The following is a 21975-nucleotide window of genomic DNA, read 5'->3' as shown; positions in this document are numbered from 1 at the left end:
ACTCTTTTTCCTTCCAAAAAAGCGGTTTCGGTTTCTTAAGATTTATACCATTCTTAATTATGGGTTCGCTGGAAACAGTGAATAGTACGTGGAAACATGTACATGTGAAATGAAAATCGGCGGGGGATCGCCGTGAGTATTCGTTATTCCCAAAATATGTAAGGTTTGAAAACTGCAAATTGACCCAAGGAATGCCTTGGAGGAACCAACGAGGAGGTGAACAGTATGAATCCTGCAATCACGATCGTTCTCGTTGTGGCCGCGCTAATCATTGGGTTCGGAGTAGGATATTTTATTCGCAAATCTCTTGCAGAGGCTAAAATCTCTAGTGCGGAACAAGCTGCCGTACAAATCGTGGAGAACGCGAAGAAAGAGGCAGAAGCACTGAAGAAAGAAACAGTGCTGGAAGCGAAGGATGAAATCCATCGCATTCGTGCTGAAGCTGAAAAAGACACTCGTGAACGTCGGAATGAAATTCAACGACAAGAAAGACGATTGTTGCAAAAAGAAGAGTCGCTGGATAAAAAATTGGAATCACTCGAACGTAAAGAAGAGCAAGTGGCTAACAAAGAGAAACGAATTGATGAGACTCAGCAGCAGATCGAAATGATCTACAAAAACCAGGTGACAGAGTTGGAACGTATATCCAACCTCACTATGGAAGACGCACGCAGTATCATACTGTCCAACGTAGAACAGGAAGTTCGTTATGAGACGGCTCAAATGATCAAGGACATTGAACAACAAGCGAAGGAAGAAGCGGACAAAAAGTCCCGCGAGATTATTACACTCGCTATCCAACGTTGTGCGGCTGACCACGTAGCGGAAACAACGGTATCTGTTGTTACCCTGCCAAATGAAGAAATGAAAGGCCGGATTATCGGTCGTGAAGGACGTAACATCCGTGCGCTTGAAACCCTTACAGGGATTGACCTCATTATCGATGATACGCCAGAAGCTGTTATTCTGTCGGGCTTTGACCCGATTCGCCGTGAGATTGCCCGTACTGCCCTGGAGAAACTGGTGGCTGACGGACGTATTCACCCGGCACGGATTGAAGAGATGGTTGAGAAATCCCGCAAAGAAGTGGATGAGCGCATCCGTGAATACGGTGAGCAAGCTACCTTTGAAGTTGGCGTGCATGGTCTGCATCCGGATCTGATAAAAATTTTGGGCCGGTTGAAGTTCCGTACAAGTTATGGTCAAAACGTCTTGAAACATTCGATGGAAGTCGCTTATCTGGCTGGATTGATGGCTGGCGAACTCGGAGAAGACGTAACTCTGGCAAGACGTGCAGGTCTATTGCATGACATCGGTAAAGCGCTGGATCACGAAGTGGAAGGATCACACGTCGAAATTGGCGTGGAACTGGCGAAGAAATACAAAGAACATCCGGTTGTAATCAACAGTATCGCGTCCCATCACGGAGATTGCGAAGCGACTTCGGTCATTGCCATGTTGGTTGGTGCAGCAGATGCACTCTCCGCAGCAAGACCAGGCGCACGCCGCGAAACGCTGGAAACGTATATCAAACGACTGGAGAAGCTGGAAGAGATTTCGGAATCCTTCGAAGGTGTCGAGAAATCGTACGCCATTCAGGCCGGACGCGAAGTTCGTGTTATGGTACAGCCTGAGAAGATCGATGATGCTGAAGCCTTCCGTCTCGCCCGTGACATCACGAAGATGATTGAGAATGAGCTCGACTATCCGGGTCACATCAAAGTCACCGTCATCCGGGAAACCCGTGCGGTTGAATACGCAAAATAGAGCAATACGGAAAAGTGGCCGCGGTAATGGGCCACTTTTCCTTTTGATAGCCTCTTAAAGTGTGTTTTCAAAAAGAGGCTAGGCTTTTTCGACTGAATTCCATATTCAATCAAAGGCTTTTTGTATAAATACAGATCATGGAACAAGAGATAGAGTCCTGCAAAGGTTCAACATTCGAAAAAGAGAACTTTGCAGGAATTGAGGAGGCAGTAATCAGTGAAAGTTTTGTTTATTGGTGACATTGTAGGCAACGTGGGACGTAAGGCATTAAAGGAAAATTTACCGTACCTGAAATCGAAGTATAAGCCACATGTGGTGATTGTGAATGGTGAAAATGCGGCAGCAGGTCGCGGCATTACCGGGGCAATTGCAAATGAGTTTTTCAACTGGGGTGTACATGGTATTACACTTGGTAATCATACTTGGGACAATAAGGATATTTTTGATTTTATAGATGATGAGCCTCGCATGATTCGTCCAGCGAACTTTCCACCAGGCACACCAGGACGAGGATACACGGTTGTCAAAGGCGAAGGGAAAGAGCTGGCGATTGTCAATCTGCAAGGAAGAACGTTCCTGCCTGCTCTGGATTGCCCGTTCCGTGTAGCTGATGAGATTGTTGATGAGCTGCGTCAGGACTATAAATGTATTCTGGTCGATATGCATGCTGAAGCGACGTCAGAGAAAATTGCCATGGGATGGCATCTGGATGGACGTGCGTCTCTCGTTGTAGGTACTCATACACATGTACAAAGTAACGATGATCGGATTTTGCCTGGAGGAACGGCATACTTGACGGATGCGGGCATGGTAGGGCCGCGTGACGGCATATTGGGCATGGAGCGTGAGGCCGTGCTGCGCAAGTTCTACACCCAGCTCCCGGTACGTTTCGTTGTGGATGATGGCAAATGGCATTTCCATGGTGTGTTTGTTGAAATTGATGAAGCTACAGGTGCGGCAACACGCATCGAAAAAATTCGTCTGATGGAGGACGAGTGGCGCATGGAATAGGGGTATTGTCCCATTTTGCAGGGAAACCCGTCTAAAAAGAAGGAATTTTTTTGCCTCCCGCGAATAACATCTAGTAAGTGGAAACAAACTTTCAACATTCCCAGGGAGGTACTTACCATGGATGTATTAAAAGTTTCAGCAAAGTCCAATCCTAATTCTGTAGCCGGCGCTCTTGCAGGGGTTCTTCGTGAACGTGGAAATGCTGAACTGCAGGCAATTGGAGCGGGAGCACTGAACCAAGCCATTAAAGCGGTAGCGATAGCCCGGGGATTTGTAGCACCAAGCGGAGTTGACCTGATTTGTATTCCAGCTTTTACAGACATTGTGATCGACGGCGAGGACCGAACGGCCATTAAGCTGATTGTGGAGCCCAGATAATACATGCAGTATGCATTGAACCTGTTTACGATGGATGTAGACAGGTTTTTTTGCGTTTTCTTCGCAATAAAATATTGAGGAGGGTTTGTCCATGTCTGATTGGCGTGTAGCTGATTTTCACTGTGATGCACTGAGCAAAATTTTGATGCAGCCTGCTCTTTCTTTTGAAGATGCTCCAGAACTGGATGTGAATTTGCAACGCTTGAAAGAAGGGAAGGTAGGGTTGCAGGCGTTCGCCATCTATTTACCCGAAGTACTTGGCAGAGGCAAGTTTGAACATGTGATGGGGCAGTTGGAGATTTATCGTAGTCGTGTAGAGAGAAGTCAGGGGCGGCCTAGCGGCACACAGACGTTGTTATGGCGTGAGCAGGTGGCTCAGGTGGAGCAAACAGAGGGTCCGTGGGGATTAATCACACTGGAGGGTGTGGATGGTCTGGAGGGCAACCTGTTCTATCTGGAGTTATGTTATCAGATGGGCGTTCGAATCATTGGACTAACGTGGAATTATGCCAATTGGGCGGCTGACGGAGTCATGGAGAAGCGGGGGGCGGGTCTGACCGAGAAAGGGAAAGAACTGGTGCGCCAGTGTAATGAAATCGGAATGCTGTTGGATGTGTCGCATCTGACGGAGAAAGGGTTCTGGGAACTAGCTGACTTGAGTAAGCGTCCTTTTATCGCCTCCCACTCCAACAGCTATAGCGTATGCCCCCATGTGCGCAATCTGAAAGATGATCAGATCCAGGCCATCATTGCCCGCGAAGGGCGGATCGGACTGACGTTTGTACCCTGGTTTGTTAAACAGGAGGGGGAAGTGCTTATCGAAGACTTGCTGCCTCATATCGAGCAGATCTGTTCTCAGGGCGGACAGAACCATCTGATGATGGGGTCTGATTTTGACGGAATCTCAACGTATATTCAGAGACTTGAACACTCGGGGCATTATCCAAGACTGACGGAACTCCTGCTCAAACATTATGATGAACATTTAGTGCGCGGCTGGTTGTGGGGGAATGCGATGAGTTATCTGAGGGAACACTTGCCAGAGGGAAATCCTAAAATAAAGGGGGCTTCCGTGAAATAGTAAAGTGTTCTGTGGGACAGAATGGGTTGAATAAAGCTTGTTTTCCAAATAAAGGAGGGGAATGATGGTGAAATAAGTGTATTTCATGAATTTTCACCAGTTCGTTTTCATTTCACTCCAAAAAGGGGTATAATACCATTGGATTGTTAAGAGCCTGAGTTCAGGCCATAGATAAACAAGGAGTGAAATTTACAATGAGTAAAACAGTACCTGTGGGCGTATCTGCCCGTCACATTCATGTATCCCAAGAGCACGTTGAAATTTTGTTTGGCAAAGGTTATGAACTGACTGAATTTAAACCTCTGTCCCAGCCTGGCCAATACGCTGCTAACGAAACTGTAGCGGTCATTGGTTCGAAAGGACAGTTTGATAAAGTGCGTATCCTTGGACCTGTTCGCCCTGAAACGCAACTGGAGATCTCCATGACAGATTCATTTGCGATTGGTGTTAAAGCACCTGTTCGTGAATCTGGAAGCATTGAAGGTACACCAGGAATCACGATTAAAGGTCCTGCTGGCGAAGTAACGATCGATAAAGGTGTCATCGTTGCTGCTCGTCACATTCACTTCCATACTTCGGATGCTGCTAAATGGGGTATCGAGGACAAACAAATGCTGAAAGTTCGCCTCGGCGGAGATCGCGGTCTGGTACTGGAAAATGTACTGGCTCGTGTATCTGATTCTTTCGCACTGGACATGCATATTGATACGGATGAGGCTAACGCTGCTGGCGCTCGTAATGGCGACACTGCTGAAATCATCGATTAATACCATGGAATAGCTTCAGCAGCCTACTAGGGCAGTCTGAATAACGTATAAACCTGAGCACAGCCATTAAGGGTCGGTTAATTCCAGCCCTGTTGGCAAAGCTCAGGTTTTTCTGTTTTCTAAGTGTTCATTAGAGCATGGCATGTCTCGGATTAGGCGAAGGGACGTGCGGTTTGCATGTGGAACTACAGCCCAATTCATGCTATAATTTGCTGTAATGCTCTTTTAATGTTCCCGGCAAGAAATTCACGTGGAACAGGGATGAATGAACGATTTTTTATTAATTGAGGCTGTAAGGAGTGACCGAAGGAAATGGCTAAAGACTCAAAAAAGGATTACTCCCAATATTTTGATTTCTCCGATGCCAAAGTAATTTCGCAAGATGAATTCAGCAAAAAGATAAGAATCCGGGGTCGTGAGATTAACATCAAATCGGAACCTAATCATCGTCAGGAGAAACAGCGGGGCAAGGAAGACGTCCAGGTGTTATACGAAAATGCCGTTCCCGATGAACTGAAAAACATAGGGAAAGGCAAACACTATATTGTATATACGTATGGATGTCAGATGAACGAGCATGACTCAGAGACCATCAAAGGACTTCTTGAATCAATGGGATATCAGGCTACAGAGGATCGCAAAGAAGCTGATATTATCCTGCTCAATACATGTGCCATACGAGAAAATGCGGAAGATAAAGTATTTGGTGAGCTTGGTCACCTGAAAACGCTAAAACTTGAACGTCCGGGATTGTTACTTGGCGTATGCGGGTGTATGTCCCAAGAAGAAGGCGTCGTCAACCGAATCATGCAGAAGCATGGCTTTGTGGATATGATCTTTGGTACACATAATGTGCATCGACTGCCACATCTAATCCAGGAAGCGCTGTTCAGCAAAGAAATGGTTGTTGAGGTGTGGTCCAAGGAAGGCGACATTATTGAGAACCTGCCGAAGAAACGTGAGGGTATGCGCGGCTGGGTGAACATTATGTATGGTTGCGACAAGTTCTGTACATATTGCATCGTCCCGTTTACGAGGGGCAAAGAACGCAGCCGTCGTCCTGAAGATGTCATTGCCGAAGTTAGGGATTTGGCACGACAAGGCTTTAAGGAGATCACTCTACTTGGTCAAAATGTGAATGCGTACGGCAAGGACTTCACCGACCTGAAGTACAGCTTTGGGGACTTGATGGATGCCATTCGTCAAATTGATATTCCGCGAGTGCGGTTTACAACCAGTCACCCACGTGACTTCGATGACCACTTGATTGAAGTGCTGGCCAAGGGCGGAAATCTCGTAGAGCACATTCATCTACCAGTGCAATCTGGCAGTTCGGAAGTACTTAAACGCATGAGCCGCAAGTATAGCCGGGAACACTATCTGAAACTGGCTGACAAAATTAAGAAAGCCATCCCGAATGTTGTGTTGACAACGGATATTATTGTTGGTTTTCCGGGGGAAACGGAAGAACAGTTTGAAGATACACTTTCCCTTGTCCGTGAAGTAGGGTATGATTTTGCCTATACCTTTATTTATTCCCCACGGGAAGGTACACCGGCTGCGGTGATGGAAGACAACGTACCGATGGAAGTGAAGAAGGAACGTTTGAAGCGCTTGAACGAAACGATCAACATATATAGCCATCGAAGCAATGAAGAACAACGTGGCAAAGTTGTTGAAGTGCTCGTTGAAGGTGAGAGCAAGCGGAATTCCGAAGTTCTGGCAGGACGTACGCGCAGCAACAAGCTGGTGCATTTTGAAGGACCCAAAGAGTTGATCGGTACTTTCGTACAAGTGGAAATCACCGATCCGATGACTTTTTATATTCGGGGCAACCTGCTCTCTGAGCCGGTAGCTGCCAATCAGTAATACACACACCAATAAGATGAGAACTTTGGGGTTCAATATCAGGTTCGGACATTCGCCCAAGTAGCGGAGGGGACGGAATCGGTCTGTAGAAGCGAAGCTAAAGGCTTTCTGAAGAAAGCCACATCGGAAGCATATGCTACGCCTTTGTCTCCGGATTTTTAACCTTGAAAAAGTTTAATTAGAAAAAAACGGAGACAACAGCGATCAAAAGAACGATCCGTACTCGTAGCGGTCATGGAGCAGACGTTTGAACTCATTTGAGCCCAGGTTCTCATCTTATATCATCTCATAGAATGGAGCGATTTCAGTGGCGCAGGAAGAAGTGCAGTACAACCATTACGGAATGCCTACCTACGATACGCGCAATCTGGTCATACGCGACGACATTATGGGAAAAGCCAAAGAATTGGCTGATATGCTCGGAACGAGTGAGGAAGTTAGACAGTTCCAACAGGCTGAAACCAAAATTCGTGATCATGAGCGCATCCAGCAGTTGATCGCAACGATCAAGAAGAAACAAAAAGAGATCGTTGCTTTTGAGAGCTTCAAAAATGTGGAGATGGTCAGCAAAATTGAACAGGAAATTGAAGATCTGCAAAGCGAACTGGACAGTATTCCATTGGTTACGGAATTCCAGCAGAGCCAGAGCGACATCAACTACTTGCTTCAGTTAGTGATCTCTGTAATCCGGGATACGGTTTCCGAAAAAGTAAACGTGGAGGCTGGAACGGATTCACCTCCGACAAGTTGCGGTTAAATGACGGAAGGGTGCGGACGCTGTCCGCGCCTTTTTTGACGATTATAGAATTATAAGTTTTCAGCGGAGCTGAAGGATTCGATAATCGCAAGAAAAGCAACTGCCAAACCACGAATGTGGCATCATCGATAAGGCTTCAATCAGAAGCTTTTCTTACATTGCATAACTCTTAACGTGGAGTGGCTGTCGCCAAGTACTCGGAATATCATTCCAAGCAAAGCTCCACGTTGTGGGGTTATTTTGTGTGGCGCGCTGATTTTTTAATGTTAAAGGCACATGACATCAAGAGAGCATGATACGTACAGTGAAAAAGGAGAAATGAATAATGAGCATTTTGGACAAAATGGTAGAAGACGGAGCCGAACGATTCTGGGGATTTCTCGGATGTCGATATATTAAAGGAGATGGCAAAGAAGTACAGATCGCGTTGACAGCAGGCGAACATCATACCAACTCCATGGGGATTATTCATGGGGGTGTATTAACTTCACTGATGGATCAGGCGATGGGGATGGTTGCAACAGCAGCAATGGAAGTAGATGGCTGTGTGACAACCAATCTGAATGTACATTTTCTCGCACCCATGAAACAAGGGGAATTAACGGTGACGGCTACAGTGTTACATCAGGCTGGACGCAGTGTTACGACTCAATCAGAGGTTCGTGATGCATCTGGCACGTTGGGATGCATGGCTACGGCTACTTTCCGTATAGCACGTCCGAGAACGTAAAGTATGAATCCCGCTGTTGACAAAATATATTATTATGTCATAATGAAATTATCAAAATGAAAATAGTCGGTGGTGCCCATGAACGAAAACTACGAACACTTCAATTCAGAGAGCGACGAACAAGCAGCACGTGCCTATAGTTCCAAGAAATATCGTACCCCCGATGGAGTTCCTGCGGATATCGTTATGTTCACCTTGACCAAGCGGGAGCGCAAGACGGTGACCAAGACACTTCCCATTCGGGAATTGAAAGTGATGCTGATTAAGCGCAAAGGCTGGCCTTTTGCAGGTAGATGGGCATTACCCGGTGGTTTTTGTCAGGAGAATGAATCCATTTACGGTGCAGCAAAGCGTGAGTTGATGGAAGAGACAGGTGTAGACGGTGGACATCTGGAGTACTTGAATGTATACAGTCAGCCGGGTCGTGACCCGCGGGGCTGGATTATCTCTCACGCATTTTTCGCGCTTGTGGAAGAATGGATGCTGGATCAACGCCAAGCAGCAGATGATGCTGAGGACGTTGGATTGTTCACGATTCAGGAGGCGTTGCAAGAATTGGAACTCGCCTTTGATCACAGAACAATCATTGAAGATGCATATCGACGCATTCAACAACAGATGCTGGAGACGACGATTGCTCGTCAGTTCCTGCCACGTGATTTTACATTAAGTGAATTATATCAGGTTATTCAAAGTGTAGTACCGGATTTTGAAGAACCAAACTTCATTCGCAAGATTACGTCTACCCGCAGTCGCAAAGGCATTGTGGAAGAAGTACGGGATGAAGAGGGGAACTTGGTGAGTTCCAACCAGTACTCGCAACGTCCGGCGCAGCTATATCGTTTTACAGAACTCGTGCCACGCCTTTCCATCTACACGTAAAAAGGTGCAGATGTGTCAATTGGATTGAATCAGGATCAACCATTTCTGGGCTAAGGGAGTGTTGACGATGAAAGCACTGATTGTGATTGATTTTACGAATGATTTTGTGACAGGTTCTTTACCTGTAGGGCAGCCGGCGGTAGAGATCGAAGAGACGATTGCAGCTGTAACCGAGGCTTATTGTAATAACAAACATGAGGTAATCATGGCCGTGGACCTGCACGAAGAAAATGATCCGTATCACCCGGAGACGGTACTTTTCCCACCTCACAACATCAGAGATACAGCGGGGAGACAGTTATATGGACGTCTTGCCCAAGTGATGGAAGTACGGAAAAACGATATTCGGTGGATGGATAAGACGAGATATAGTGCATTCTGTGGAACCGATCTGGAACTCAGACTGCGTGCACGTGGAATTACGGATATTGCACTCATAGGGGTATGCACGGATATTTGCATATTGCATACCGCAGTGGACGCTTACAATAAAGGATTTCATATTACGGTGTATGAAGATGCTGTTGCCAGCTTTAATCCGGCAGGACATGAATGGGCGCTAGGACATTTTCGTTCCAGCCTGGGTGCTTCGGTGGTTAAGGCGAGTGAGACAGTCCTTGCGTAATTTAATCGATAATTCTGTTTGGTTCTGCCTGTTAAGAACCGGATGAATGTGGTGAATGGTGTATAGAGTTTTACGGGAGACTTGTTTGTTTAATGCGAATGAACAGAATCATGAAGAATGAGTCTCCATATGTTAACCCGTGTCCTCAATTGAAATCTGGGGGCACGAGCGGAAGTCAGAGAGGATGAGACAAATGCAGACAACTAGCCTGGCTTTACATACGGATAAATATCAGATCAATATGATGTACGCCCATTGGGTGAATGGTACTCACAAGCGGAAGGCGGTATTTGAAGCCTATTTCCGTAAGCTTCCTTTTGGCAACGGATATGCGGTATTCGCCGGATTGGAACGGATTGTGAACTACATCAGCCAGCTTCGGTTTACAATGGACGACATCAAATTTTTATCCAAACAAGAGGAAAATTACGATCCGGTCTTTCTGGAAGAGTTGCTCCAGTTTTCATTTCAGGGCACGATTCATTCCATGAAGGAGGGAGCAATTGTTTTCCCTGACGAACCGCTCATTCGGGTAGAAGGCTCCATTATGGAGACACAATTGGTGGAGACGGCAATACTTAACTTCATGAATTATCAGACGTTGATTGCAACCAAGGCTTCGCGGATCAAACAGGTAGCCCAACAGGATACGTTGCTCGAATTCGGTACACGGCGTGCACAGGAAGCGGATGCGGCCATCTGGGGCGCACGTGCTTCGTATGTAGCAGGCTTCCATGCAACCTCCAACATGCTGGCCGGAGAGCGCTTCGGAATCCCAACAGCAGGTACACACGCCCATTCCTGGGTACAGAGCTTTATGAGCGAGCAGGAGGCGTTTGACGTGTATGCCAAAGTGTTGCCGGACCAGGTTACGCTGTTGGTCGATACCTTTGATACGTTGAACAGTGGCGTACCTCATGCCATCAAAACAGCCAAGAAGTTGGAGAGCCAAGGCAAAAAGATGAATGCGATTCGTCTGGACAGCGGTGACCTTGCGTACTTGTCCATTCAGGCACGTCAGATGCTGGATGAGGCTGGCCTGGATTATGTGAAAATTGTAGCATCCAATGATTTGGATGAAAACACGATTTTCAACCTGAAGGCACAAGGAGCACGGATTGATACATGGGGTGTCGGCACACAGTTGATTACCGCTTCTGACCAGCCATCTTTGGGTGGAGTGTACAAATTGGTAGAACGTGAAGTGGACGGTGCCATGCTGCCTACGATCAAAATTTCTGCCAATCCTGAAAAGGTGTCCACTCCAGGTAAAAAGGAAGTGTTCCGGATCATTGATCCGAAACATGGCAAAGCGATTGCGGATTATATCTGCTATCCAGATGAAGAGCAGCCGCTCCAAGGCGGACCGCTCAAGCTGTTCAACCCGCTACACCCTTACCTGAAAAAAACCGTTACCCGCTACGAAGCGGTCAATATGCTGGAGCCGATCTTTGTGAACGGACGCAAAGTGTATGAGCTGCCTAATCTGGATGAGATTCGGGCGTATCACCGGGAACAGATGAATCTGTTCTGGCCTGAATACCAACGGAAGCTCAACCCGGAGATCTACCGTGTAAACATTAGCCCTGCGGCATGGAATATGAAGCAGAAGCTTATTGCGGAACATGTGAAATCCACAGAGGAATGATCTAAACTTAAGAATGACAAAAAGGCATAACCAGGTAAGAATACTGGCGTATGCCTTTTTGATGATCATGGAATGTATACGTGTTTAGCGAAGGTTGAACGATTCGACGCTTACAAGCAAAATTTCAGCTAAACGTGGTCTGTCTTCAGAAAGTATGTCGATAGACGTTTTTTATATGATCCGATTAACTCGGACCCGTATGTAAGAAATCTCATGGACAGACCGCCAAGGTAGCAGGCTATACTGATAGTGGTCATCAGCAATTCAAGAAGTTGTAGGGAATAGCAGTCATTATTTCTCGGGAAAGCGCAGGAGACGCCAAATTCTGCAACTATTGATTCAATCCCATAGCTGTAGGGGATGAAAGTAAGAGGAGGTGCAGACATGAGATGGATATTGGGTCTGATCTGGATCGCTTTTATTGCCTATGCATTGTTGTTGGCACCGGGGCAATCACCTGGAAGTGATCCGATATTCAAAGAACTAATCACCATGCAAAGCAAAGAGCCTTGGTTACTTACTGTGTTTTCGTGGTTAGGTATTTTCCCGGCAGTTTATGCCTGTATGCTGTTAAGAACATCGGTGAAAGAACGAAGTGGCCGTGTACCGGCTTGGCCTTTTGTTCTGCTTTCTTTTGGACTAGGTGCTTTTGCCCTGCTTCCCTACTATGTGTGGTCATCATCCGCAAATAGAGCTTCGGGTTATACAAGCTTGCATTTTGGTCGTCAGCGGGAGTCGGGAATTGGAAGAGTGGCAGCTCACAAGTTGACGCATGTAGTCCTTCTGCTGTTGACGCTGGGGACCGCATTCTACGCCGTGACGCAAGGTCATCCGGATGTATATGTGGAGGCGTTCAAGCAATCATCCTTTGTACATATTATGACGATTGATTTTGTACTGTTGACCTTGCTTTCCGTGATTGCAATATACAGGGACGCCAAAGGTAGTCGACGTTCACCAGCTTGGGCCGCGGCAGGCATCATCCCTATTGTGGGTCCGCTAATTTATCTGTTGACGCTCAGGAGAGATAGAGCTTGATGATTACGTTAAGCCTGAATGCGAACAATTCATGTGCTTAATGGAAAAATATATAAAATCCGAAAAAGGAGTGGCTATCGATGAAAAACCATTTTAACGCATATGTTGTTCGTAAAGAAGAGCAGGGCGGAGTGAAAGCGGGTATAGAGCAACTGAAGAAGGAAGATCTTCCGAATGGAGATGTAACGGTACAGGTGCAATATTCCAGTGTCAATTATAAAGACGGACTTGCGACTCTTGAGAAGGGTGGTGTCGTTCGTGAATACCCGATGGTACCGGGTATCGATCTGGCCGGAACGGTAGAAGAGTCCGTGAGTGGACGTTTTGCACCAGGAGATCGGGTAATCAGTACAGGGTTCGAGCCTGGCGTATCTCATTACGGAGGGTACAGCGAGTATGCTCGTCTGCGCAGTGAATGGCTGGTGCCTCTTCCACCGGGTCTCAGTGAGAAAGAAGCCATGGCAATTGGAACCGCAGGATTTACGGCTGCACTTTCGGTAGATGCGCTGTTACAGGCTGGAGTAACCCCGGCGATAGGCAAGATTCTGGTTACGGGTGCAACGGGGGGCGTTGGAAGTATGGCCGTGGCGATTCTGGCGAAACTTGGCTTCCAAGTAACAGCCAGCACAGGCAAGAAGGATCAGGAGGAGTCATTGCTCCGAAACTTGGGAGCCTCAGAGGTTATTACTCGTGAAGAAGCTGATGCTCCAGCTAAAGGAGCTATGGGGAAACAGCTATGGGCGGGTGTTGTTGATCCAACAGGAGGACCTGCTCTCGCGGAGCGATTGAAACAGATTCAATACGGAGGTGCAGTAGCGGTATCCGGGTTAACCGGAGGCACAGCTTTTGAATCTACGGTACTTCCATTTATTCTTCGTGGTATCCAGCTTATTGGTATAGACTCTGTATATTGTCCGATGGAACGTCGGGAACGGCTGTGGGAACTGCTCGGCGGAGAATGGAAACCGGAGCGCGCGCTGGAACTGGGAATCCGCGAAATTTCTCTAGACCAGTTGCCGCACACGCTTGAGACGATACTCCAAGGTGGTGCGGTAGGTCGGACTGTGGTCAATACAATATCAGATCTGCCATCCGCATAAGTTTCCAAGTCCTAAGACATGCTAATTCTACCTGATTGGGTCACAGTACATGTGACTGGAAAGGAAGGATTGGCATGTGTTTTGATAGAAAAGGACGAAGTCTGGTTCGAAGAAAAATGAAGTCGATACTTGTAAGTGGTGTGTTGATCACAAGTGTCTGGTCCCTGGTGGCTTGTTCGGCATCATCCATTGAGCAGGAGCGGAAGGTCTACACCCGTGAAGCGACAGATGAAGGGAATGTGCGGGCACAGAGTCAAGGACACGGATTAAACGGTGAATTGGTAAGTGAGATCAGTAAGAGTTTTGAAGCAAAAAGCATTCAGCTGATGAATAATATGTTTGAAGATGATGGCCATGGTGGGATCTCTTATATGTACTTGTTGAATGGAAGTAGTAGACATATCGTGAAAGTCCACATTTTCAGTGATGCAGCAACCCGTGCTGCCGGCATGAAACAAATGTATAGTGAGAATGCTGATGAGGCTGTCTTGGAGAATGCGCTTGGCCGGACAACGATTCGCAGCAAAGGATACGTCTCACTCGTGTATACAGCTTCGGGTGGGGAAAAGGACAAGTATGAACAGGATGTCATGCAGGTGTTCCAACATGTGCTGGGGCAACTAAGGTAAGTAGAGTGAGATACCCGTCGTACTATAACTTACAGCTGAAAATAAACCCGAAAACCCGTCTGATCTTTCAGACGGGTCTATATATTTCACGCATGACATGCCGCAGTTCAGGCAAAATGAGTTTTTCCATGGCCAATTTGACGGCACCTCTGGAACCTGGCATGGAGAATACCGCAGTGCGTCCAATCGTACCAGCGACGGCTCTGCTCAGGATGGCAGCTGAACCGATATCTTCGGTGTAACTGAGAAATCGGAAGATCTCACCGAAACCTGGAAGTTCCTTGTCGAGCAATGAGGATACCGCTTCGTATGTCGTATCTCGGGGAGCAATTCCTGTTCCGCCGCTAAGCAGCACGGCTTCAATATCATCACGAACAGCTGCATCCTGCAGGATGCTTCGAATGTTCTCCGTTTCGTCTGGTGTAATGATGTATTCAACAATCTGATACCCTGCTTCATTCAGAAGCTGATGCATGAGCTGGCCACTGGTGTCCGTGTCTTTGGTGCGCGTGTCTGACACTGTAACAATCATGCACGATACCGTGGTCGGAGCTTCCTGGCGATGTTGTTCCACTGAACTAGTCATGAAACTTCCTCCTTCAATCAACATGTCCTCATAGCATAGACCATCCGTTAGCATCAGGCAATGTACTGGGGAAGAATTGAACATGATTGCATAACGAATGCGGGATGGTGTACACTCGCTAGATACAAATAGATCAGGTTACAAGAAGGACAATCAGAGAGGTGTATACGCATGAATGAAACAATTTTAAAAGAACAATCCATACCTGTATATATACTGTCAGGTTTTTTGGGGAGTGGCAAAACAACACTGCTTGTTCAGTTGATCGAACATTGGCAACAGCAGGGTTTGCGTCCCGCAGTGGTTATGAATGAGTTAGGCGAAGTCAATCTGGATGGTCAGATTGTGGATTCCGCCGTTCCCATGACAGAGATGTTAGGTGGATGCATCTGTTGTACAGTACGTGGTGACTTGGGATTGCAACTTGCTGATCTCGTTCAGGAGGAATCACCTGATGTGATCGTTATTGAAGCAACCGGTGCGGCGAATCCAATGGAGATTCTGGATGCGGTAACGGAGACCTCACTCTACATGCGACTGGAACTGAAAAGTCTCATCACGGTTGTGGATGCAGCACATCTATCTGGTCTGTATCAGGAGCAGAAGGGGCAGACCTTTAAACTGATGCAGGAGCAGATTCGCTGCGCGTCTGTGCTTCTTTTGAACAAAACGGATCGGGTGAGTGCGCAGGAGCTGAAGGACCTGGAACAGCTTTTGGCAAAATGGAATGGCTTCGCACCTGTAATCCCTACAGTCAAATGTGAGGTGGAGATGGATCTGTTGCTTCGCAGTGGGGCAGACGTGCATGTGCATGATTCAGCTTCTGAAGCAGATAAGCCGGCTCACCATGAGCATACGGAAACCTGTGGTACACATGGATGCAATCATGGACATCAGTCGGTTCAAGGCGATGCTACGAATAATGACGCATCCTATAGCCATGTTCATGACCACAGTCACGAGCATTCCGCTCCTCATGCCTCACACGAACATGTCATGGTTTATACGCATTATTTCAGTCAACCGGTGAACAGCGAGGCGTTTGAACAATTTGTATCCGCATTGCCACGTGATGTGTATCGAGCAAAAGGTATTTTATCATTTAGTGACACGGCGAGCCGCTTTTGGTTCCAGTATGCCTACCGTGAATCGGACTACATGAAGATCACACCTCAGGGAAATGTCCCTAATGTTGCTGTGTTTATAGGTGAACATTTTGACCAAACTGTCATTCGTGACCAATTACTGGAATTGGAAGCGATAAAGTAAGTTGGATGATTCAATATTCCTCCCAACTGGGTATTAAGAAGCATAGCAAACTTTGCCTGGGAGGTAACTTTAAATGACACAACAACAATATCAACAATGTATCGATGCTTGCCTGGAGTGCATGAATGCTTGCAACGTATGTTACATATCGAGTCTGAAAGAATATGATCTGGCGATGCTTCGTGATTGTATCCGTTTGAATCGGGAATGTGCGGAGATCTGCAGTTTTGCTGCACAAGCGATGACACGTGGAAGTGATTTCATTGCTGAAATATGCGAATTGTGTGTGAAAGCTTGTGAAGCTTGCGCCGCAGAGTGTGGCAAACACAACCACGATCACTGCCAAGCATGTGCAGAGGCTTGCCGCAGATGTGCAGAAGCTTGCCGGTTGATGGCAGCAGTAGCATAATTACTATTTCACTGGAACATATAATAAAAACCGATAATGACCTTGGTCCCCTAAGGGAAGGTAGTGAACACAGGCATCTGAGACGATGTGCCTATGTGTATTGCCTTTCTGTAGGGGATTTTTAATGCAGGTTGCCAAGTCTAAACGTGGTATGTATAATGATGGGAATGAATTGAAACGAAGAATATCAATGATCGGGAGAGTAGCCAGATCCATACATGACAGCGAGCCGGGATAGGTGGAAGCCGGTATGACATGACCTGTGTGAACCGCACCCGTGAGATGGTTATCCGAAAAGATGTACGTATCCCCATTGGGGATAGGCCAGATCTGTCTGAGGGTAACTCGGCTTGCGACCGTTATACGCATCGAGCGGAACAGGTTCTGCGGGTATGCATGTTGATGCATATGAAGAGCAACCTGTTCACTTAGAGTGGTACCGCGGGAACTGTTAAGTCAGCTCTCGTCTCTTATGTAGAGACGGGAGCTTTTTTGTGTTAATTTTCAGCCACTAATGAATGGATAAGGAGTGTTTGACATGTTGATGAAGCAGGCTGCGGCCGATATTGCGCCTTTAACGGGATTGACTGAAGAAGAAGTTATGAGATTACTGGAGGTTCCACCACAAGCGGAGATGGGGGATGCAGCATTCCCTTGTTTTGCATTAGCGAAGTCATTAAAAAAAGCACCGGCAGTCATTGCAACTGAGCTCGCAACGGGATTACAGGCATCTGGAATTGAAGCGACTCCGGCCGGGCCGTATGTAAATATCCGCTTTAATCGGGAGGAGCTCGCGCCGAATCTGCTAAAAGAACTGGGAGATGCCGCATTCGGTAAGCTTCAGCTTGGTCAGGGTTCGCGTGTCGTGATTGATATGTCTTCTCCTAACATCGCGAAACCCTTTGGTATCGGACATTTGCGTTCTACTGTCATTGGTGCAGCACTGTATCGGTTGTATAACGAAGCGGGTTATACCTCTGTAAGTGTGAATCATCTGGGAGACTGGGGAACCCAGTTTGGCAAACAGATCGCAGCATACAAAAGATGGGGCAATGATGAAGCATTGCAGGCAGATCCGATCCGTACGTCCCTGGAACTGTATGTGCGCTTTCACGATGAGGCAGAGAACGATCCTTCCCTGGAGATGGAGGCACGGGAGTGGTTCCGCAAGCTGGAGCAAGGGGATGAAGAAACACAGCGGTTATGGGCGTTCTTTGTGGAAGTCAGCATGAAGGAATTCAACCGGATGTATGAACGTCTGAATGTACAGTTCGACCATACGTTGGGGGAGAGCTTTTACAATGATAAGATGGGCGCGGTGGTTGAAGAACTCAAGGCGAAAGGTTTACTTGAAGAGAGTGATGGAGCACTCGTGGTACGTCTGGAGGACGAGAACATGCCCCCGTGCCTGATTATCAAAAAAGACGGAACAACCATCTATCCTACACGGGATTTGGCTACGGCGGTGTATCGTCATGAGGTGATGAAGGCAGATCGCTTGTTATACGTGGTCGGAGGCGAGCAGAAGCTGCATTTCCGGCAGGTATTTGCGGTCCTTTCCCGGATGGGGCATGAATGGTCTGCGAAATGTGAACATATCCCGTTTGGATTAATGCGTTTTGAGGGACGGAAAATGTCTACACGTCGCGGTAAAGTCGTCTTCTTGCAGGAAGTGTTGGATGAGGCAGTCGCTCGTGCTTTGCAGATTATTCAAGAGAAAAACCCGAATCTGGAGAACCCTCAGAAGGTAGCTGAGGCTGTTGGTGTAGGTGCTATTATCTTCGGTGATCTGCGCAATAATCGCTTAAACGATGTGGACTTCTCACTGGAAGATGCGGTGAGTTTTGAAGGAGAGACCGGACCTTATGTGCAATATACCCATGCTCGGATTCAAAGTGTGCTTGCCAAGGCAGAAGAGGCGATACGTGTAGAAAATGAAAACCATCTGACTAACGCCAGCCTTGCGGATGGTGAGAATGAAAAAGTGACCACTTCATCCGGTATCGGAGATACCGCTTGGGCGTTGCTGAAACTGCTCGGTGAATATCCCGAGTATCTGGCAAAAGCAATTCATCGGAATGAACCTTCGGTTATTGCCAAATACACAATAGATGTCGCTCAGGCGTTCAACCGCTTCTATCACGCCGAACGGATTGCGGATGCGTCATCTGATGTAAGATCCTTCCGGGTGGCATTGGCCAAACGGACTGCCGAACGCCTCGCTTACAGTTTACATTTGCTAGGTGTGCAAGCTCCAGAACGGATGTGATCCCAGTGACATGGAGTACACGTGGTCTTTTCAGGAAGTCGGATCAAGCTTCACCAGACTCATCAGTCCGAGGTATACTGCTTCAACAAGTGAGCAAACGATTAGGTCATGCTCAGGTACTGGATCAAATTAATCTGGAAGTGAAGCAGGGCGAATGTGCTGTGATTGTTGGCAGAAATGGCTCGGGCAAAAGCACATTGCTTCGTATGGTGGCGGGTATTCTGTTACCTGACAAAGGATCGATTCATCGCACATTGAAGGGTTCTGCAAAGTATGCAGTAGATGGCTTGCCACGTGTACCCTTTACATCTAGGGAGTACTTGTGGGAGATGGGACGGATTCGGGGCATTCGCCCCGAAGAACTACGTGGGCGGATAAGAGAACTTAGCGAACTTTTATATCTTGATACCGCGATCGCTCAGAAGTTACTCCTATTGTCCAAGGGCACATTGCAAAAAGTAAATTTGATTCAGGCCCTGTTAGCTGGACCGGGTGGTCTTTTGTTGCTGGATGAACCGTTATCAGGCTTGGATATTCCAGCGCAAGAGGCAGTCGTATCCCTATTGGGGGAATGGAAGGATGAAGGGACATGCATTGTTACAGCTTGTCATGAACCCTTGCTTATTGAACGTTTGGCAGACCAGGTGATTGTGTTGAAGAAAGGCAGTGTGCTCCGCTACTGGAATCGTGAGGATATACTGCAAGCTGGCGAACCGGTTGTATGTATTCAAAGTCTGGCTCCTGCTGGAGAGGATCTGGCTAATGATCCATCCATTTCACATCAACCGGGAGTGTTGTCTTTAGATCATGATACGAGCTTGGGGAACGCAAAATCTTGGTTGTGGGATTGGAAAGTGGTTCAACAATCCACAGATGATGTCCTCCGAATGATTCTGGCTTCCGGAGGTTCGGTAGTGTCTGTACAACAGGAGGAAAGTCAATTACATATGGAAAGTCTGCTTGGAGGACAACATCCAGCTGTACATGCGAGTCGTGGAGGTGTCACAGAATCTGTGGACTTAAGCTCTTCCATGGATGGTGCGGGGGGAGAAGCCGAATGATCTATCTGACCCGATATTTGTTAAGGCATCACATTCGCTCACAGAAATATTTTGCACCGGTTATCTTTTATATCATTGCCATGTTACTGATCTATTCTTACAAACCCAACCCAATTGCGGACAGTTACAGTGTCACGGCTATGTTGTTATTTCTGGCAGCAGCTTGGCATGGAGTCATGGTGATGAATACCGAACCTGCGAAGCAGTTTCAATTACTGGTCCTTCATGCAGGAAGCAGGCGTAAGGTTGTAACAAGTCAACTCATCTGTGCCTGGATTATGCAATTCATGCTTACCGCAATTACTGTGCTATATCCCGTGTTCGCTGGAATGTTCGAAAGACAACCCACAGGTGAGGAGTGGATGATGACCTGGTTAGGACATCTGGGATTATCGCTGCTGGGATTAGGCATCAGTGTATTCTTTCAAAAATCGTACATTCCCTTGCTTAGTCGCAGTATGCCTGCCCTCATTATTGTATTATTACTATCGTTTATCCAAGGCTCGTTGAGTGAACGTTTGCCTGAATCGTTAGAATGGCTTGGTCGCATACTTCCACCAGCCTTTTATCTGGTTCGTGAGATGATGTTATTTGATGAATCAAAGATGGACTCGTTTGTTTCGGTTATGCTTTGGACTGTGCTCTACGCAATGGGGTTACTGATTATCCATGTGTGGCTGTCCGGAAGAAGAGATCTGCGGGGTTAGAAGACGCGCTTCCCGATAACTTGAATGTTGCTCTTGGTTTGGTTAGGATAGAGGGACATAGAATGGATAACATCGTACGGTTGAAGGAGGCGCTCGCATATGCAAAATACAGATATCCAGAATGGTGACATGCTGGACAGCGAACACTCCAGGGAATTGTTTGCCTATTACGGATTGGCCGTGTACTACGGGCAGGCGCTTGAACAGCAGCTGGTCAATCTAATTTTATTAATGAAAATGTCTCAGGGCAAGGCTGTGTCTGAAGAAGACCTGGAAGATCTGTACGAACGAAAGATGAGCAGTTCACTGGGGCAGCTCATTCACGAAGTACGTCATCATTTTACATTCTCTGAGGAAGAGACACGCCAATTGAATGAATTATGGCAGCAACGTAACCGTATCGTACATCATTATTTCAAGGAACGCATTCATGAGACATTTAGTCCGGAAGGACGATCACGCATGATTAAGGAATTGGAGGATTTCAAAGACCGCGCACAGGAGTTGGAGATCCGTCTTCAGCAATATACGGGTGCCTGGATTGCAGAGCTTGGTCTGGATGCCGAATCCGCAGCAGCTCTGCAAACGCTGGAGCGTATGCATACCGAGAGTATGCAAGCAAGGGCTTTGGAAGAGGATGAATGACAAGCAGACGGATAACGAAACGCTGGATATTAATTATGGCTCTGACTGTAGTATTCGTTGGAATCCTATGGACCGTGGTTACGGCAGTACGAATATCTGCTTATACGGATGAGGATTCATCGAGGGTATCGGATGCAGCAATCATTCTGGGTGCAGCAGTGGAGGGAGATAATCCTTCACCTGTATTTCGTGAACGAATCGAACACGGGATTGAATTATACCGTCAGGGTACAGTTCGTAATCTGCTTTTCACAGGCGGGTCGGCTGATGATGGAGAACATACGGAAGCTGAAGTGGGTCAGAAGTATGCCATCGCACATGGAGTAGATCCTGCGGACATTCGTATAGAGACCAAATCCAGAATTACCGAGGAGAATCTGGTCAATTCAATTCCAATTGGTGAACAGGCCGGTTATCACACCTATACAATTGTGAGTGATCCGCTGCATATGAAACGGGCCATGAAGCTGGCTGCCGGGCTAGGCATGGATGCCGTTTCCTCTCCGACACGAACAACGGCTTATCGAACCTGGCGCAGCAAGTTTCCTTTTCTCGCAAGGGAGACCGTAATGTACATGGGATATACGATCAAAGGATGGATAGACAATCCGCAGCAGCCGTGAGGTTGCGCGCGGATTGTTTTTTGTCTGGGGGAAATAAGCGGTAAAGGAACATGGCTCCTGATGAAACTAAAAAAACCGATCTACACCGCAATCCCCTAAGGTAGCTGTGTAGATCGGTTTTTGT

Annotated in this window: 22 protein-coding genes and 1 other annotated feature; of the genes, 21 read left to right on the top strand and 1 reads right to left on the bottom strand. The window is 47.1% G+C overall.

Features of this window, described 5'->3' with window-relative positions; genetic code table 11:
* The first annotated feature begins 225 nt into the window (after positions 1-225).
* The 14 genes from rny (at position 226) to ACX9NY_RS12035 (ending at position 14282) form a co-directional block, all read left to right on the top strand.
* Positions 226-1767 carry a ribonuclease Y gene (rny, locus tag ACX9NY_RS12100; RefSeq protein ID WP_472478705.1) on the top strand — a complete coding sequence of 514 codons (1542 nt, stop codon included), beginning with the start codon at positions 226-228 and terminating at the stop codon, positions 1765-1767.
* 216 nt (positions 1768-1983) lie between these two features.
* Positions 1984-2778: a TIGR00282 family metallophosphoesterase gene (locus ACX9NY_RS12095; protein WP_145146946.1), complete on the top strand. Its 795-nt coding sequence runs from the start codon at positions 1984-1986 to the stop codon at positions 2776-2778.
* Between the two features lie 117 nt (positions 2779-2895).
* Positions 2896-3156 (top strand): stage V sporulation protein S, encoded by a 261-nt coding sequence (locus tag ACX9NY_RS12090; protein ID WP_007430104.1) that lies wholly within the window; start codon positions 2896-2898, stop codon positions 3154-3156.
* 91 nt (positions 3157-3247) lie between these two features.
* Complete coding sequence (locus ACX9NY_RS12085; protein WP_342572601.1) at positions 3248-4237, top strand: dipeptidase; 990 nt, start codon at positions 3248-3250, stop codon at positions 4235-4237.
* Positions 4238-4431: 194 nt separating this feature from the next.
* Positions 4432-5004 (top strand): phosphate propanoyltransferase, encoded by a 573-nt coding sequence (gene pduL / locus ACX9NY_RS12080; RefSeq protein WP_017689107.1) that lies wholly within the window; start codon positions 4432-4434, stop codon positions 5002-5004.
* A 312-nt stretch (positions 5005-5316) separates the two neighbouring features.
* Positions 5317-6873, top strand: a complete 1557-nt coding sequence (miaB, locus tag ACX9NY_RS12075; RefSeq protein ID WP_472478704.1) for a tRNA (N6-isopentenyl adenosine(37)-C2)-methylthiotransferase MiaB — start codon at positions 5317-5319, stop codon at positions 6871-6873.
* Between the two features lie 343 nt (positions 6874-7216).
* On the top strand, positions 7217-7630 hold the full coding sequence (locus tag ACX9NY_RS12070) for a YlbF/YmcA family competence regulator (protein WP_197997748.1): 414 nt from the start codon (positions 7217-7219) through the stop codon (positions 7628-7630).
* A gap of 325 nt (positions 7631-7955) precedes the next feature.
* On the top strand, positions 7956-8360 hold the full coding sequence (locus tag ACX9NY_RS12065) for a PaaI family thioesterase (RefSeq protein WP_339241680.1): 405 nt from the start codon (positions 7956-7958) through the stop codon (positions 8358-8360).
* Positions 8361-8438: 78 nt separating this feature from the next.
* Complete coding sequence (locus tag ACX9NY_RS12060) at positions 8439-9242, top strand: NUDIX hydrolase (protein ID WP_339241682.1); 804 nt, start codon at positions 8439-8441, stop codon at positions 9240-9242.
* A gap of 67 nt (positions 9243-9309) precedes the next feature.
* Entirely contained in the window at positions 9310-9867 is a 558-nt protein-coding gene (locus tag ACX9NY_RS12055; RefSeq protein WP_472478703.1) for a cysteine hydrolase family protein, read from the top strand.
* 193 nt (positions 9868-10060) lie between these two features.
* Positions 10061-11515 (top strand): nicotinate phosphoribosyltransferase, encoded by a 1455-nt coding sequence (locus tag ACX9NY_RS12050; protein ID WP_091017227.1) that lies wholly within the window; start codon positions 10061-10063, stop codon positions 11513-11515.
* A gap of 384 nt (positions 11516-11899) precedes the next feature.
* The gene (locus ACX9NY_RS12045) at positions 11900-12553 is read left to right on the top strand and encodes a hypothetical protein (protein ID WP_472478702.1); all 654 of its coding nucleotides are present in this window, start codon (positions 11900-11902) and stop codon (positions 12551-12553) included.
* Between the two features lie 80 nt (positions 12554-12633).
* On the top strand, positions 12634-13653 hold the full coding sequence (locus ACX9NY_RS12040) for an oxidoreductase (protein WP_472478701.1): 1020 nt from the start codon (positions 12634-12636) through the stop codon (positions 13651-13653).
* Positions 13654-13727: 74 nt separating this feature from the next.
* Entirely contained in the window at positions 13728-14282 is a 555-nt protein-coding gene (locus ACX9NY_RS12035) for a hypothetical protein (protein ID WP_472478700.1), read from the top strand.
* 67 nt (positions 14283-14349) lie between these two features.
* Here ACX9NY_RS12035 and ACX9NY_RS12030 read toward each other — a convergent pair whose 3' ends face one another.
* Positions 14350-14868 carry a MogA/MoaB family molybdenum cofactor biosynthesis protein gene (locus ACX9NY_RS12030; RefSeq protein WP_472478699.1) on the bottom strand — a complete coding sequence of 173 codons (519 nt, stop codon included), beginning with the start codon at positions 14866-14868 and terminating at the stop codon, positions 14350-14352.
* Between the two features lie 171 nt (positions 14869-15039).
* Here ACX9NY_RS12030 and ACX9NY_RS12025 point away from each other — a divergent pair, with 171 nt between their 5' ends.
* The 7 genes from ACX9NY_RS12025 (at position 15040) to ACX9NY_RS11995 (ending at position 21851) form a co-directional block, all read left to right on the top strand.
* Positions 15040-16137, top strand: a complete 1098-nt coding sequence (locus tag ACX9NY_RS12025) for a CobW family GTP-binding protein (RefSeq protein ID WP_339260490.1) — start codon at positions 15040-15042, stop codon at positions 16135-16137.
* Between the two features lie 73 nt (positions 16138-16210).
* Positions 16211-16546, top strand: a complete 336-nt coding sequence (locus ACX9NY_RS12020; protein ID WP_253433942.1) for a four-helix bundle copper-binding protein — start codon at positions 16211-16213, stop codon at positions 16544-16546.
* Positions 16547-16727: 181 nt separating this feature from the next.
* Positions 16728-17020: a binding site (T-box leader), on the top strand.
* Positions 17021-17084: 64 nt separating this feature from the next.
* The gene (gene argS / locus ACX9NY_RS12015; protein ID WP_472478698.1) at positions 17085-18815 is read left to right on the top strand and encodes an arginine--tRNA ligase; all 1731 of its coding nucleotides are present in this window, start codon (positions 17085-17087) and stop codon (positions 18813-18815) included.
* 5 nt (positions 18816-18820) lie between these two features.
* Positions 18821-19876, top strand: coding sequence for an ATP-binding cassette domain-containing protein (locus ACX9NY_RS12010; protein WP_472478697.1), 1056 nt, complete (start codon positions 18821-18823; stop codon positions 19874-19876).
* Positions 19873-20583: a hypothetical protein gene (locus ACX9NY_RS12005; protein ID WP_339241694.1), complete on the top strand. Its 711-nt coding sequence runs from the start codon at positions 19873-19875 to the stop codon at positions 20581-20583. Before ACX9NY_RS12010 ends, ACX9NY_RS12005 begins: the two co-directional genes overlap by 4 nt.
* A gap of 99 nt (positions 20584-20682) precedes the next feature.
* On the top strand, positions 20683-21228 hold the full coding sequence (locus tag ACX9NY_RS12000) for a hypothetical protein (RefSeq protein ID WP_053061520.1): 546 nt from the start codon (positions 20683-20685) through the stop codon (positions 21226-21228).
* A complete protein-coding gene (locus ACX9NY_RS11995) occupies positions 21225-21851 on the top strand; it encodes a YdcF family protein (protein WP_472478696.1) in 627 nt (208 codons plus the stop codon). The genes ACX9NY_RS12000 and ACX9NY_RS11995 overlap by 4 nt, the downstream gene beginning before the upstream one ends.
* The last annotated feature ends 124 nt before the right edge of the window (positions 21852-21975 follow it).

It is taken from the genome of Paenibacillus sp. CB74 (genome assembly GCF_055687625.1).
Note: the sequence above shows the minus strand (reverse complement) of the source record. Positions and strands in the feature narration are given on the sequence as shown.